This window comes from Micromonospora sp. NPDC049801, assembly GCF_040656575.1.
GTDB lineage: Bacteria > Actinomycetota > Actinomycetes > Mycobacteriales > Micromonosporaceae > Micromonospora.
Genome location: NZ_JBFAMS010000001.1, coordinates 380,796 through 395,276 on the forward strand (window position 1 = coordinate 380,796; position 14,481 = coordinate 395,276).

General features: G+C 72.1%; 14 protein-coding genes. 10 read left to right on the forward strand and 4 right to left on the reverse strand.

Translation table 11 applies throughout. The features are described from left to right. Positions 1-37 precede the first annotated feature (37 nt). Positions 38-1,132 (forward strand): DUF4037 domain-containing protein, encoded by a 1,095-nt coding sequence (locus tag AB0I89_RS01755; RefSeq protein WP_357118494.1) that lies wholly within the window; start codon positions 38-40, stop codon positions 1,130-1,132. On the opposite strand, the gene AB0I89_RS01760 is transcribed toward AB0I89_RS01755, so the two are convergent. Next, positions 1,116-2,378: an MFS transporter gene (locus AB0I89_RS01760; RefSeq protein WP_357119426.1), complete on the reverse strand. Its 1,263-nt coding sequence runs from the start codon at positions 2,376-2,378 to the stop codon at positions 1,116-1,118. The genes AB0I89_RS01755 and AB0I89_RS01760 overlap by 17 nt on opposite strands. A 98-nt stretch (positions 2,379-2,476) precedes the next feature. Between AB0I89_RS01760 and AB0I89_RS01765 the strand changes: the two genes are divergently transcribed. Then, positions 2,477-3,364, forward strand: a complete 888-nt coding sequence (locus tag AB0I89_RS01765; RefSeq protein WP_357118497.1) for a winged helix-turn-helix transcriptional regulator — start codon at positions 2,477-2,479, stop codon at positions 3,362-3,364. Between the two features lie 39 nt (positions 3,365-3,403). Here the strand turns inward: AB0I89_RS01765 and AB0I89_RS01770 are convergent, their stop codons facing one another. Continuing rightward, entirely contained in the window at positions 3,404-4,774 is a 1,371-nt protein-coding gene (locus AB0I89_RS01770; protein ID WP_357118500.1) for a glycosyl hydrolase family 18 protein, read from the reverse strand. 203 nt (positions 4,775-4,977) lie between these two features. Between AB0I89_RS01770 and AB0I89_RS01775 the strand changes: the two genes are divergently transcribed. The 3 genes from AB0I89_RS01775 to AB0I89_RS01785 all read left to right on the forward strand — a co-directional run bounded on the left by AB0I89_RS01775 (position 4,978) and on the right by AB0I89_RS01785 (position 7,801). After that, entirely contained in the window at positions 4,978-6,087 is a 1,110-nt protein-coding gene (locus tag AB0I89_RS01775) for a Xaa-Pro peptidase family protein (RefSeq protein WP_357118504.1), read from the forward strand. Then, positions 6,084-7,226, forward strand: coding sequence for an acyl-CoA dehydrogenase family protein (locus AB0I89_RS01780; RefSeq protein WP_357118507.1), 1,143 nt, complete (start codon positions 6,084-6,086; stop codon positions 7,224-7,226). Before AB0I89_RS01775 ends, AB0I89_RS01780 begins: the two co-directional genes overlap by 4 nt. A gap of 68 nt (positions 7,227-7,294) precedes the next feature. Beyond that, complete coding sequence (locus tag AB0I89_RS01785; protein WP_355051132.1) at positions 7,295-7,801, forward strand: Lrp/AsnC family transcriptional regulator; 507 nt, start codon at positions 7,295-7,297, stop codon at positions 7,799-7,801. Here AB0I89_RS01785 and AB0I89_RS01790 read toward each other — a convergent pair. Then, positions 7,731-8,342: a histidine phosphatase family protein gene (locus AB0I89_RS01790; protein ID WP_357118510.1), complete on the reverse strand. Its 612-nt coding sequence runs from the start codon at positions 8,340-8,342 to the stop codon at positions 7,731-7,733. The two genes, AB0I89_RS01785 and AB0I89_RS01790, sit on opposite strands and share 71 nt — an antisense overlap. 156 nt (positions 8,343-8,498) lie before the next feature. Between AB0I89_RS01790 and AB0I89_RS01795 the strand changes: the two genes are divergently transcribed. The 3 genes from AB0I89_RS01795 to AB0I89_RS01805 all read left to right on the forward strand — a co-directional run bounded on the left by AB0I89_RS01795 (position 8,499) and on the right by AB0I89_RS01805 (position 10,277). Next, positions 8,499-8,693 carry a CsbD family protein gene (locus AB0I89_RS01795; protein ID WP_357118513.1) on the forward strand — a complete coding sequence of 65 codons (195 nt, stop codon included), beginning with the start codon at positions 8,499-8,501 and terminating at the stop codon, positions 8,691-8,693. Between the two features lie 74 nt (positions 8,694-8,767). Continuing rightward, positions 8,768-9,109, forward strand: coding sequence for a YnfA family protein (locus AB0I89_RS01800; RefSeq protein ID WP_357118516.1), 342 nt, complete (start codon positions 8,768-8,770; stop codon positions 9,107-9,109). A gap of 487 nt (positions 9,110-9,596) precedes the next feature. Beyond that, complete coding sequence (locus AB0I89_RS01805; protein ID WP_357118519.1) at positions 9,597-10,277, forward strand: polysaccharide deacetylase family protein; 681 nt, start codon at positions 9,597-9,599, stop codon at positions 10,275-10,277. A gap of 25 nt (positions 10,278-10,302) precedes the next feature. Here the strand turns inward: AB0I89_RS01805 and AB0I89_RS01810 are convergent, their stop codons facing one another. Continuing rightward, the gene (locus tag AB0I89_RS01810; RefSeq protein WP_357118522.1) at positions 10,303-11,694 is read right to left on the reverse strand and encodes a lysine 2,3-aminomutase; all 1,392 of its coding nucleotides are present in this window, start codon (positions 11,692-11,694) and stop codon (positions 10,303-10,305) included. 153 nt (positions 11,695-11,847) lie between these two features. Here AB0I89_RS01810 and AB0I89_RS01815 point away from each other — a divergent pair, with 153 nt between their 5' ends. Then, a complete protein-coding gene (locus AB0I89_RS01815; RefSeq protein ID WP_357119429.1) occupies positions 11,848-12,897 on the forward strand; it encodes a zinc-binding alcohol dehydrogenase in 1,050 nt (349 codons plus the stop codon). Between the two features lie 4 nt (positions 12,898-12,901). Then, positions 12,902-14,467, forward strand: a complete 1,566-nt coding sequence (locus AB0I89_RS01820; protein WP_357118525.1) for an amidohydrolase — start codon at positions 12,902-12,904, stop codon at positions 14,465-14,467. Positions 14,468-14,481: the final 14 nt, after the last annotated feature.

Sequence of the window (14,481 nt, forward strand, 5' to 3'; positions counted from 1 at the left end):
CGTGCGGGCCGGGCCGCCGACGGCGCAGACTGCCGGTGTGGCGTTCCTTCCCGGCCTGGTGCTGGCCCGGCGGTACCACGACGAGGTGGTCGCGCCGATCCTGCGCGGTCGCCTCCCTGGCCTGCGGTACGCGGCGGGATTGCTCGACGGTGGCTCGGAGGTGCTCGGCCTGGACACGGCCCGGTCCACCGACCACGACTGGGGTCCTCGGGTGCAGGTGTTCGTCGGGCCGGCGGACGTCGCCGCGATCCCGCGACTGCGCGCCGTGCTGGACGCTGAGCTGCCCGCGGCCTTCCTGGGCTGGCACACTCGTTTCGCCGGTGACGACGGTCGACTGGGCGTCGCCGACGCGGCCGGGACGCGGCACGGGGTCACGATCGACGACGTGGCAGTGTGGTGGCGCCAGCGGCTCGGGTTCGACCCGATGGCCGGGGTCGGCACGGCGGACTGGCTGGCGTGCCCGACCCAGCGGCTCGCCGAGGTGACCGGCGGCGCGGTCTTCCACGACGGGTTCGACGGGGCGCTGACGGCCCGGCGGGACGCGGTGCGGTGGTATCCGCCGGACGTGTGGCGGTACGTCCTGGCCGCGGTGTGGACCCGGGTCGCGCAGGCTGAGCACCTGCCCGGCCGGTGCGCCGAGGTCGGCGACGAGTTGGGCAGCCGGATCGTCACCGGGGGCCTCGCCAGAGACCTGCTCCGGCTCGGTCTGCTGCTGCGTCGGCGCTGGCCGCCGTACGACAAGTGGCTCGGCACGGTCTTCGCCGGACTGCCCGGCGCGGCCCCGGTGGTCGCGGCGCTGGCCGAGGCGGTGGGCCCGGGCGACTGGACCCGACGCCAGGCTGGTCTGGTCGAGGCGCTGGAGACCATGGCCCGGTGGACCGACGAAACGTCTCTGGCAGCGCCGGTACGCGCCCGGGCCGTCCCGTTCCACCGCCGGCCGTTCCTGGTGCTGCGTGCCGAGCGTGTCGCCGTCGCGCTACGCGCCGCAATGACCGATCCGACCATGCGCGACCGACCGCTGTGGGGTGCGGTCGACCAGTACGTGCACAGCGTCGACGTGCTCGGCGACGCGGCCAGGGCTCGCCGGGTGGCCGGCGGTCTGTGGTCGGATGCGCTCACCGACCAGCGGTGACGGCCGGACGCCGGCTCTCGTCGCGGTCATGGTCGGTGAGGTCGTGCAGGTGCCGGACCGGTGAGAGCAGCAGCACCAGGGGCGCACCGATGAGGGTAGCCGCGACGACGAGCAGGGTGGCGCGCGTGCCGAGCGGGCCGGCCAGCGCGCCGGCGACGAGCCCACCGACCGGGATCGCGCCCCAGGAGACGAACCGTACGGTCGCCATCACCCGCGAGAGCAGCTCGGGCGGGCTGGCGATCTGCCGGTACGTGCGGGTGGTCACGCTGAGCACGACCGTGCCGAGGGAGAAGACGATGCTGCCGGCGGCGAAGGCCACGTACGCGGGCCAACCGGTGCCTCCGGGAATCAGGACCGCGCCGACGACCGTCGTGAGTCCGGCGGCGACCAGCGCGCGGGCGCTGCCGAGCCACCTGGTGATCCGGGTGGTGAGGGCGGCGCCGACCAGCGCGCCGACACCCTCGACGGCGAGCAGGACGCCGACCAGGCCGGGTGGCGCGTGCAGGTCGCGGACCAGGTAGAGCGGGTGCAGCGCGAACTGCGCGCCGCAGACGAAGTTCATGGCCGTCGCGGCCCACATGCACGGACCGATGACGGGGTGGTACGCGGCGTAGCGCCAGCCCTCGCGGATCAGCGCGCCGACCGGCGGCCAGTGCTCGGGCGCGTCGACCCGGCGCGCGGGCAGCGTACGCAGGAGAGCCGCGGAGACGAGGTAGCTGGCCGAGTCGACGAGCAGGGTGGGCACCGCGCCGAGCGCCTGCACGGCGAGTCCGCCGAGCGAGGGGCCGCTGAGCAGGGTCGCGGCGTGGGTGGCCGAGGTGAGGCTGTTGCGCGACTGCAACTGCTCGCGCTCGACGATGCTGGGCAGGAAGGTCGAGTTGGCCACGTCGAACAGCACGTTGGCGAAGCTGACGACCAGCGCGGTGATCACCAGGTGGGTCACCGTGAGCTGCCCCCACCACCAGGCCAGTGGGATCGACGCGACGGCGAGCGCTCGGGCCACGTCCGCACCGACCTGGGCGCCGCGCAGCGGCAGGCGTTGCACGATGACACCGGCCGGCAGGCCGATCACGATCCAGGCGACGTAGCTGGCCGCGGCGATCAGACCCATCTGCCAGGCGGAGGCGTTCAGGACGACCAGCGCGGTCAGCGGCAGGGCCACCGCGCCGACCGCCGACCCGACCATGCTGGTCGTGCCGGCGGTCCACCAGCGCCAGAACACCCCGGCCCGTGCGTCGACGTGCATGTCGTCGGCCCCCGTTCGTCGCGCCGCGGCATTCCTGGTGTCAGTGCGTTCCATTCTGGAACGGACTATAGTCGGGTCGGGACAGAGGGAGGAAGCGGGTGCGACGGGAGGATCTCGCCGACGCGGACTGCGGCATCGCGCAGGCGCTCGGTGTGCTGGGGGACTGGTGGACGTTCCTTATCGTGCGCGACGTCGCCGGCGGCACGACCCGCTTCGACGCGCTCCAGCGCGAGCTGGGCGTCAGCCGGCGGGCGTTGACCGAACGCCTGGCCGCGCTGGTGGAGCACGGCGTGCTGGAACGTCGCCCGTACTCCGCGCACCCGCCCCGGCACGACTACCTGCTCACCGCGCGGGGCGAGGGCCTGCTACCGGTGCTGATCGCCCTACAGGACTGGGGAACGAGGCACCTGATGGGTGACGGGGAACTGACCGCGACCGCCGACGACGCCTCCGCCGAGGCCCGACGGGTGCACCATCTCGTCGGGCGGCGACTGCCCGAGGTCGTCCTGCCTGGGCCGGACGGACGGCCGGTCCCGGTCGCGACGCCGGACGCCTGGAGCGTCCTCTACCTCTTCCCGGGCGCGTACGCGCCGGGCGTGAACGCCTATCCGCCCGGGTGGGCCGACATCCCGGGCGCGCGGGGCTGCACCCTGGAATCGACCACCTACGCCGACCGGTATCCGCGGTTCCGGGACCTGGGGGTGCGGGTGTACGGCATCAGCACCCAACGACCGGACCAGCTCGCCGACTTCACCGCCCACGCCGGGTTGCCCTTTCCGCTGCTGTCCGACGAGGACGGCCGACTCGCCGCGGGCCTGCTGCTGCCCACCTTCCGGGCCGGCGGGGTGACCCGGTTCAAGCGACTGACCATGCTGGTCGACCCGGCGTCGGTGGTGCGGGCGGTGCAGTTCCCGGTCACCGATCCGGCCGGGTCGGTCGACGAGATGCTGGCGCTGGCCCGCGACCACGCGACGATCCCCGGCTGACGCGAGGCGTCGACCGGGGATCGAGGCGTACGGGTCGGGTCAGGCCGGGAGCGTCCAGCGCTGGTTGGCGCCGGCGAAGCACTCCCAGATCTGCAGGCGGGCGCCGTCGGCCGAGGTGTTGTCGGTGACGTCCAGGCACTTGTTGGACTGCGGGTTGCGCAGCGTGCCGTTGGACTGCGCCTGCCACACCTGCGCGCCGCTGCCGTTGCAGTCGTACAGCTGCACCTTCGCGCCGTTGGCGGTGGAGCCGCTGGTGATGTCGGCGCACTTGCCGAGGGCGCGCAGCGTGCCGTCGGTGGCGACGGTCCAGGTCTGCGCGGCGGTGCCGTTGCAGGTGTAGATCTGGACGGCGGCGCCGTTGGCGGTGCTCGCGGCCGCCACGTCGACGCACTTGCCGCCGATCCCGGTGATCCGGCCGGTACGACCCGACGGCGGCGGGGTGGTGCCGCCCATGATGGTGTCGTACATGGCGCTCACCAGCGAGGTGGAGCCGGTGGTGTCCTGCGACAGCTCCCAGTTCATCACGCCGCCGGCGTTGGCGAGGGCCCACTGCGTCTTGCGCTTGACGGTCGGGATGCCGTTGTAGCACTGCTGCGCGCCGCCGGCCGTGGTGCAGTCCCGGTTGGCGTTGGCCGGGTCCAGGGCGACGAGCGCCGAGTACGTGTAGTAGCCGGGGCGGCTGTAGAAGGGGATGCCGAGGACGGCCTTACTGGCCGGCAGGCCACGGGACTTCCACAGGTTGATGCTGTTGATCGACCAGTCGTAGTTGGAGTGCGGGCTGCCGCCGTCGTACGCCATGATGTTGAGCCAGTCGACCTGGCTGAACACGGCGGTCGGCACGCCGTCGAGGTAGTAGCCCTCGGAGACGACGGCCGCGGTGAGCAGCTTGCCGCGGCTGTGCAGGGCGCTGCCGAGCTGGGTCATGAGCTGGGTGTAGTTGTTGGCCGAGGCGCCCGGGTCGGGGTACTCCCAGTCCATGTCGACGCCGTCGAGGTTGTACTGGTTGACGAAGTTGACCAGGTTGTTGACGAACGCCGACCGGCTGCCGGAGTTGGCCGCGAGGGCTTCGAAGGCCGAGTCGTTGCCGTCGTTCCAGCCGCCGACGGCGATGGAGACCTTGACGTTGTTGGCGTGCGCCTGGGAGACGAGCGAGGAGAGTTTGCTCGGGTTCTCCACGGCGCGCAGGCTGCCGTCGTTGTTGGGCAGCACGAAGGCGTAGTTGATGTGGGTGAGCTTGTTGTACTGGATCGTGTTGACGTTGCCGGCCCACGAGGGCATGTAGCCGACGCTCTTGAAACCGTTCGGCAGCACCACGGCCTGCGCGGCGGTGGGGACGAGGGCGACGGTGGTGGCGGCGGTGGCCAGGGCGAGCAGGCCGGCGCTGAGGACGCGGCGCAGTGGTGAGGACATGGGGGCCTTCCCGTGGGCGGGGGACGACACCCGCCCGCGCAGGGTTGTCGCGGGCGGGACGTGGGGGATGCAGGAACGGGTGGGCCTCGAGGTGGCCAAATCTTAAAGAGTGTTAACTGTCCGAGTCAATCAACACCGATGAATTTCCGGCGCGGAGCCCACGCGGCTTCTGACGATGCCCAAACGACCGTTAAGCTGACCGGGTGGGAACCGACGAGCTGTACCCGCCGGACCGGCTGGTCGCCGCGCAGCGCGCCACCGCCGCTGCCGGCCTGGACGCGCTGCTGCTCACGCCCGGCTCCGACCTGCGCTACCTGACCGGCTACGACGCCCACGCGGGGGAGCGGCTGACCTGCCTGGTGCTGCCCGCCGAGGGTGAGCCCACGCTCGTGGTGCCCCGGCTGGAACGTCCCGCCGCCGAGGCTTCGACCACCACCGGTCTGCGCATCGTCGACCACGCCGACGGCGCGGATCCGTACCCCCTGGTCGTGGCCGCCCTCGACGGCCCGGCGGCGGCGGTCGGGCTCGCCGACCGGATGTGGGCCGAGCAGGTCCTCGCCCTGCGCGCGGCGCTGCCCGGCGCCGCGCAGCGGCTCGCCGGCGACGTGCTGCGCGAGCTGCGGATCCGCAAGTCCCCGGCGGAGATCGCGGCCCTCGCCGAGGCCGGCGCGGCGATCGACGAGGTGCACCTGCGCATGGGCGAGTGGCTGCGACCCGGGCGCACCGAGGTCGAGGTGGCCGCCGACATCGCCGCCGCGATCCGTGCCGCCGGGCACGTCAGCGTCGACTTCGTCATCGTGGCCGCCGGCCCCAACTCCGCGAGCCCGCACCACGGCACCTCGGACCGGCCGATCGGCGTCGGCGAGCCGGTGGTGGTCGACATCGGCGGCACCATGCCGTCGGGCTACCGCTCGGACTGCACCCGCACCTACCTGGCGGGCGGGACCGCGCCGGCCGAGTTCGTGGCGTACTACGCGGTGCTGCACGCGGCCCAGCGCGCGGCGGTGGCGGCGGTCCGGCCCGGCCGCACCGCGGCGGCGGCCGACGCGGCGGCCCGGACGCCCATCACGGCCGCCGGATACGGCGACGCGTTCCTGCACCGCACCGGGCACGGCATCGGCCTGGACGGTCACGAGGATCCCTACCTGGTGGCCGGGAACGACCGGCCCCTGGAGGCCGGTATGGCGTTCTCCATCGAACCCGGCATCTACCTGGCGGGCCGGCACGGCGCCCGCATCGAGGACATCGTCGTCTGCACGACGGACGGCGTGCAACGGCTCAACACCACCCCCACGGAGCTCATCGCGCTATGACTGTCGACCGGATCCTCCCCACCGACGAGGCCCACGACCTGCTGGACCTCGCTACCGAGCTGGCCGACCGTGAGCTGGCGCCCAAGGCCGCCGGCTTCGAGGAACGCGCCGAGTTTCCCCGCGAGGTGCTGCGCACGATCGGCCGCGCCGGCCTGCTCGGTCTGCCGTACGCCGAGGAGCACGGCGGCGCGGCGCAGCCGTACGAGGTGTACCTGCAGGTGCTGGAGATCCTGGCCAGCCGCTGGCTCGCGGTCGCCGAGGCGGTCAGCGTGCACACCCTGAGCTGCTACCCGGTGGCCGCGTTCGGCACCGACGAGCAGCGCAAGCTGCTGCCGGACATGCTCGGCGGCGAGCTGCTCGGCGCGTACTGCCTCTCCGAGCCGCAGGGTGGCTCGGACGCGGCGGCACTGAGCACCCGGGGGGTCCGCGACGGCGACGCGTACGTCGTCTCCGGCACCAAGGCGTGGATCACGCACGCCCACAGCGCCGACTTCTACAACGTGTTCTGCCGCACCGGCGGTCCCGGCCCGAAGGGCATCTCCTGCCTGGTGGCCGACGCGGGCACCGCCGGCATCGCGCCGCAGACCGCGGAGCGGACCATGGGGCTGCGCTCCTCGCCGGTGGCGCAGATCGTCTTCGACGGGGCACGGGTGCCGGCCGACCGGCTGGTCGGTGGTGAGGGGGCCGGGTTCACCATCGCGATGTCCGCGCTGGACTCCGGCCGGCTCGGCATCGCGGCCTGCGCGGTGGGGCTCGCTCAGGGGGCGCTGGACTACGCCGTCGGCTACGCCCGGGAGCGGCAGCAGTTCGGCCGGTCCATCATCGACTTCCAGGGTCTGGGTTTCCTGCTCGCCGACGCGGCCACCCAGATCTCCGCCGCCCGCGCGTTGACCCTGGCGGCGGCCCGGCTGCGCGACGCCGGGCGGCCGTACTCGATCGAGGCGGCGAAGGCGAAGCTGTTCGCCACCGACATGGCCATGCGGGTGACCACCGACGCCGTGCAGGTGCTCGGCGGGGCCGGCTACGTGGCCGATCACCCGGTGGAGCGGTACCTGCGCGAGGCGAAGGTGTTGCAGATCGTGGAGGGCACCAACCAGATCCAGCGGTTGGTGATCTCGCGGGCGCTCGCGAAGAGCTGACCAGGCGCGGGGCGGCGCGGCGGGGTTCCTCGTCGCCGTCGCGCCGATTTCCCGGTAGGTTGCTCGCCGTGGAGGAGATCGACCGCGCCATCGTCGCCGCCCTGACCGCTGACGGCCGCCTGTCGTACACCGACCTGGCCGAGCGGGTGGGACTGTCGGTGTCCGCCGTGCACCAGCGGGTACGGCGGCTGGAGCAACGCGGCGTCGTCAAGGGGTACGCGGCCCGGGTCTCCTTCGAGGCGCTGGACCTGCCGTTGACCGCGTTCGTGGCGATCCGGCCGTTCGATCCGTCGCAGCCGGACGACGCGCCGGAGCGGCTCGCCCACCTACCCGAGATCGACTCGTGCTACTCGGTGGCGGGGGAGGACTTCTACCTGCTGTTGGTGCGGGTGGCCAGCCCGACGGATCTGGAGCGGGTGTTGCAGGAGATCCGCACCTCGGCGAACGTGACGACCCGGACGACGGTGGTGCTGTCCACGCCGTACGAGAACCGTCCGCCGAAGATCAGTGCCGGGGCGCCTGGTCGGTCGCGGTCCCGGGCGCCGGAGGAGCCGGCTGGTTCCACCGCAGGATGACCTGCCGGCCGTGCTCGTGACCGAGCGCGCTCACCGTCGCGGTGTCCAGCCGCAGTCGTCCGCCGGCGGACGGCGGTAGCCCGATCCAGCGGGCGCCGAGCACCCGCAGGCTGTGCGCGTGGCCGACCAGGGCCACGGTGCCGCGGTCGAGCAACGGGGTGACGCGGGTCAGCACGCGGTCGAGACGCTCGCCCACCTGGGCGGGTGACTCGCCGCCGGGGCAGCCGTCGGTCCAGATGTTCCAGTGCGGGTCGTCGTCGTGGATGTCGACGGTGGTGCGGCCCTCGTACTCGCCGTAGTTCCACTCGCTGAGGTCCTCGTCGACGGCGTCGACGGTGAGCCCGGCGAGCTGCGCGGTGCGCAGCGCCCGGGAGCGGGGACTGGACAGGACGGTGGCGAAGCGCCGGCCGGCGAGGAACGCCGCGAGGGTGCGGGCCTGTCGCTCGCCGTCGGGGGTCAGCTCCAGGTCGGTGTACGAGGTGTGCCGGAGGCTGGCGCTCCAGGTGGTCTCGCCGTGCCGGATCAGCAGGAGCTCTCCCATGCGGCCAGTTAACCACCGTGGCGGCGTGGTCCGGGCCGCCCTCCCTCAACCTATCTTCCTAGGACGCCCTAGCGGGTGTGCCGACCGGCACCACCGGTTTCAGCACCGAAAGACCGGGCAAGCGAGCGGCGACAACCGCCAGACCGAGGAGGCGCGATGAGCTTCACCGAGAAGGCAAAGAACAAGGTCGAGCAGATGGCCGGGGCCGCGAAGGAGCGGGTCGGCGACATGACCAACAACGAGCGGATGCGTGGCGAGGGCGCCAGTGAGCAGAGTGACGCGCGCGCCAAGCAGGCCGGTCAGAACGTGAAGGACGCGGGTCGCAACGTGAAGGACGCCTTCAACAAGTGACCTGAGCGGTCGTGGGGTCCCCGAGCAGATGCCGCTCCGGGACCCCACGCGTGCGAGCCGTTAGGGTCGGCGGCGTGACCGTGCTTCGTTCGCTGGTGTTGTTCGCGTTGGCCGCCCTGGCTGAGATCGGCGGCGCCTGGCTGGTCTGGCAGGGTTGGCGTGAGCAGCGCGGTCTGTGGTGGATCGCCGCCGGTGTGGTCGCCCTCGGCTGCTACGGCTTCGTGGCCACGTTCCAGCCGGATCCGAACTTCGGCCGCATCCTGGCCGCGTACGGCGGCGTGTTCGTGGCCGGCTCGCTGGGCTGGGCGATGGTGGTCGACGGATTCCGCCCGGACCGCTGGGACCTGCTGGGCGCGGCGCTCTGCCTGCTAGGCGTAGCCATCATCATGTACACCCCCCGCACCACAACCCCATAACCCCTCGCCACCCACCCCCTCCACGCCGCCACCCCGCCACCCCCTCCACGCCGTCGATCATGGACTTGTGGTGCCTGATTCATGGTCTCGCGAGTGTTTCGTCCCCACCACAAGTCCATGATCGACGGCCCGCTAGGAGGCCCGGGGCTCCCGCGTGCGGCGATCTTGCACTTTCTGTGGTGTCGTAAGGGGTCATATCGCTTATTCCGGCGACCGAAAGCGCAAGATCGGCGTGAGGTGGGCGGGGCGGTGAGACGTACCCGCTTCTGCGATGATGCGGCGCGTGATGGGACCACGGCTCCGCTCGTTCTGGTGTGGGGTGCTGGTTGTGGTGGGTTCGCTTGGCGTGGGCGGGTGCGCGGCTTCTCGGGTGCCGCCGCCGGAGCGGCCGACGTTCGTCGGATCCTCCGCCGCGCCCTCGGCCAGCAGCGCCGCATCGACAGCTACTCCGACGCCGGGGGTTGCGAGCGTCCCCGGGGCGTCGAGGGTGGGGACCAGGGCGCCGGTGGTCGACCACGGGCCACGGGCCGGCACCCGGGTCGCGCTGACGTTCGACGCGGACATGACCGACGGGATGCTGGCCAATCTGCGCAGCGGCAAGGTGCGGTCGTACGCGAACCTGCGGATCCTCGACCTGCTGGAGCGCGAGCAGGTGCCGGCGACGTTCTTCCTGACCGGCAAGTGGGTGCGGCGGTACCCGGAGGTGACCCGGCGGATCGCCGGCAATCCGCGCTTCGAGTTGGCGAACCACACCTACGGGCACGCGGCGTTCACGGCGGACTGTTACGACCTGCCCCGGCTGCCGGTCGACGAGCTGGCCGCCGACGTGGCGAAGACGTTCGAGGTGCTCGCGCCGTACGGGGGGCGGCAGACCCGGTACTTCCGCTTTCCGGGGTTGTGCCACGACGCGGCGGCGTTGGACGCCCTCGCGCCGTTGGGTGTGACGGTGGTGGACGGGGACGTGATCAGCGGTGATCCGTTCGCGAAGGCGTGGAAGCCGCTGGTGCGGGCCGTGCTGGACCACGTCCGTCCCGGCTCGGTGGTGATCATGCATGTGACCGAGGCGAACGCGACGATGACCGATGAGGCGTTGCCGCACATCCTGGCCGGGTTACGCGAGCGTGGGTTGACGCCGGCGCCGTTGTCCGAGGTGCTGGCCGCCGGTTGAGTGGGCGGCCAGCACCTCGGGTACGTCAGTCGTCGCGGTGGTCGCTCCACCACTGCTGGCCGTCGGCGGGCAGGGTGTCGATCGGGTCGTAGTAGGCGTAGCGCTTGTTGAGCGCCTCCAGGTCGGCGGACTCGATGGAGGTGCGGTAGTTCTTGGTCCAGTAGGAGATGCCGCGCTCACGGTCGTAGTCGGTGAGCATGTGGACCCAGCGCTTGCCGACGAAGGGGACGTCGCAGACGATCCGCGGGGTGGCGTAGCCGGGCAGGTAGCCCATGATGTCGTGCTGGAGTTGCTGGGCGTGCCAGACCGGGACCCGCCAGTGCTCGGCGTTGGGGATCATGTCGCACATGTAGAAGTAGTACGGCAGGATGCCCGCTTCGCCCTGCAGGGCGAAGCAGAGGTCGAGCAGGTCGGCGTTCGTGGCGTTGACGCCGCGCATGAGGACGCCCTGGTTGCGGACGTCGCGTACGCCGACGTCGAGCGCGGTCTGGGCGGCCTTGGCGACCAGTGGGGTCAGCGACTGGGCGTGGTTGACGTGGGTGTGGATGGCGAGGTTGACGCCGCGTCGGGCGGCGGTGCGGGCGACGCGTTCGAGGCCTTCGACGACGTCGGGCTGGAGCCAGTGTTGGGGGAGGCCCATGAGGGCCTTGGTGGCGAGCCGGATGTCGCGGACGGTTTCGATGTCGAGCAGCCGCATGAGGTACGACTCGAGGTTGCGCCAGGGGACGTTGGCGACGTCGCCGCCGGAGACGACGACGTCGCGTACGCCGGGGTGGTTCTTGAGGTAGGTGATGTGGGCGTCGTAGCGGTCGACGGGCTTGAGGGTGAGCTTGAGTTTGTCGACGGTGGGGGTGGAGTTGCCGACGAGGTCCATGCGGGTGCAGTGCCCGCAGTACTGCGGGCAGGTGGAGAGCAGTTCGGCGAGGACCTTGGTGGGGTAGCGGTGGGTGAGGCCTTCGGCGACCCACATGTCGTGCTCGTGGAGGCTGTCACGGCTGGCGTAGGGGTGTGAGGGCCAGTCGGTGCGTCGGTCGGAGGCGACCGGGATCATGTAGCGGCGGATCGGGTCGGCGAGCAGCGCTTCGGTGCTCATCGTCTCGAACGGCACCATCGTGTTGATCATCTGCGGGGGCACCAGCATGGACATGGTGGCCAGTGCCTTCTGGTCTGCCTCGAGGTCGGCGTAGAAGGTCTCGTCGATGGTGTCGCCGAGGACGGCGCGCAGCTGCTTGATGTTCTTGACGCAGTTGACCCGCTGCCACTGGGCGCTTTCCCACTGGTCGCGGGTGACGTGTCGCCAGCCGGGGAAGCGGGTCCAGTCGGGTTCGACCAGGGGGCGGCGGTGGTATTCGTACGGCTGCCCGGCGGTCGGTGTGGCGACCGGGGCGTGACGGGGTTGGGGGATGGTCTGGGTCACGGCCCCTCCTCGGTGGTGCGGTGGATCATTGAAGCTCGAAGGCTACTGGAAAATATTCGGCAAAGAAATTAGTCTGCCGTAAGTTTTCCCGTTACGCGAGCCCTGGCCGGGGCTTCGAGCGGCTGCGCAGGGGAGGTTGGCGTGACGTCACCGGTGGGACTGCACCGCGTCGTGCAACCGGCGGGGGTGCTGCCGCAGGCGGCGTGGCGCCTGGACGCGTCGAGGGAGATCGCGCCGAACGAGGTGCGGATCCGGGTGCAGCGTCTGAACCTGGACGCGGCGAGCTTCCGCCAGTTGTCGGAGAAGCACGGCGGGAACGGTGACGCGGTACGCGCCGAGGTGCTGGAGATCATCTCCACGCGGGGCAAGATGCAGAACCCGGTGACCGGCTCGGGTGGGATGTTGATCGGCGTCGTCGAGGAGGCCGGTCGGCGTTCCCCGCTGGGACTCAAGGCCGGCGAGCGGGTCGCCTCGCTGGTGTCGTTGACGCTGACGCCGCTGGTGATCACCGACGGGTTGGCCCGCTGGGACGGTCGCAGCGAGCAGGTGCCGTGTGACGGGTGGGCGATCCTGTTCGCCCGGTCGATCGCGGCGGTGCTGCCCGAGGACGAGGATCCGCAGTTGTCCCTCGCCGTGCTGGACGTGTGCGGGGCGCCGGCGCTGACGGCGCGGGTGGTGTCGCGTCAGGTCGAGGACCGGCGGCGTGCGGGTGATCCGACGCCGGTGAGCGTGGCCGTGATCGGTGGGGCGGGCAAGAGCGGGTCGCTGTCCCTGGCCGCGGCGCGGCGCGCGGGCGCCGCCCGTACCGTCGGGGTGGTTCCGGTGGCGGCGGAGCGCGACGCGCTGACGGCGGCGGGTCTGGCGTCGGTGGTGGCGGTGGCCGACGCGCGGGATCCGGTGGGCCTGTCCACGGCGGTGACCACGGCGTTGGGTACGCCGGCTGACGTGACGGTGGTCTGCGTGGACGTGCCGGGTTGTGAGCACGGGGCGGTCCTGGCGACCGCGGACGGCGGCACGGTGATCTTCTTCTCGATGGCGACGAGCTTCTCGGCGGCGGCGTTGGGCGCGGAGGGGCTGGCGGCGGACGTGACGATGCTGGTGGGCAACGGGTACGTGCCGGGGCACGCGGAGTTGGCGCTGGGGTTGCTGCGTGCCGAGCCGGGGGTGCGCCAGCTTTTCGCGGCGCGGATCGCGGCAGACTGAGGTCATGACGAACCCCTCGACGTTGTACCGCGGCGGCGTGTTGCACTGTCCGGCGGATCCGAGCGCGACCGCGCTGCTGGTGTCCGGTGGGCGGATCACCTGGTTGGGCACGGACGGTGACGCGCCGCCGGCCGAGAAGGTGGTGGACCTGGGTGGGGCGCTGGTGACGCCGGCGTTCGTGGACGCGCACGTGCACGCCACGGACACCGGGTTGGCGTTGTCGGGGCTGGAGTTGTCCGGGGTGCGCTCGGCGGGGCAGTTGCTGGACGCGGTGGCGGGTTTCGCGGCGGGTCTGCCGGCGGACGCGGTGGTGCTGGGGCACGGTTGGGACGAGTCGGGTTGGTCGGACGCGACGCTGCCGGACGCGGCGGCGTTGGACCGGGCCGCCGGTGGCCGGCGGGTGTACCTGTCGCAGGCGTCGATCCATTCGGCGTTGGTGTCGTCGGCGTTGCTGGCGGCGTGCCCGCAGGTGGTGGACGCGGCCGGCTACGACCCGTCGGGTTGGCTGCGTCGCGACGCGCACCACGTGGTGCGGGCGGCGGCGCAGGGTTCGGTGACGCGGGCGCAGCGGGTGGCGGCGCAGCGGGTGGCGCTCGCGCACGCGGCGTCGCTGGGGATCGCCGCGGTGCACGAGTGTGGCGGTCCGGAGATCTCCGACGAGGAGGACTTCACGGGCCTGCTGGGCATCTCCGGCGCGGGGGTGCCGGAGGTGTACGGGTACTGGGGTGAGTTGGGTGGCGCGGCGCGGGCCCGGGAGTTGGGCGCGGTGGGCGCTGGCGGGGACCTGTTCGCCGACGGGGCGTTGGGGTCGCGTACGGCGCACGTGTCGCAGCCGTACGGCGACGGTGACGGCTGCGGGCACGGCTACCTGACGGTCGGGCAGGTGCGTGATCACCTGGTGGACTGCGCGGCGCACGGTCTGCAGGGCGGGTTCCACGCGATTGGTGACGCGGCGATCGGCACGGTGCTGGACGGGTTCGCGGCGGCGGCGGCGACGCTGGGTGTGGAGCGGCTGCGGGCGGCCCGGCACCGCGTGGAGCACGCCGAGATCATGAGCCGGCGGATGATCGCGCGGTTCGTGGAGTACGGGATCGTGGCGAGCGTGCAGCCGGCGTTCGACCGGCTGTGGGGTGGTGCGGGCCGGATGTACGAGGCGCGCCTGGGCCTTGCGCGGTCGTTGGAGTCGAACCCGATGGGTGCCATGCACTCGGTGGGTGTGGCGTTGGCGTTCGGGTCGGATTCGCCGGTGACGCCGTTGGACCCGTGGGGGTCGGTGCGGGCGGCGGCGGCGCATCACAACCCGGCGCAGCGGATGAGTGTGCGGGCGGCGTTCGCGGCGCACACGCGCGGCGGGTGGCGGGCGGTGCACCTGGACGCCGAGGGTGTGCTGGCGCTGGGCGCCCCGGCGACGTTCGCGGTGTGGTCGACGCCGGCCGGCGTCGAGCGGGGCCTGCCGGTGCTGCTGGCCGAGGATCCGGACCTGCGCGGCCCGGACGATCCGACGCCGCTGCCGGTGTGCCGGCGGCTGGTGCTGCGCGGCGAGGTCATCTATGAGGAAGGGTCGTCGTGAGCGAGCAGATGAGC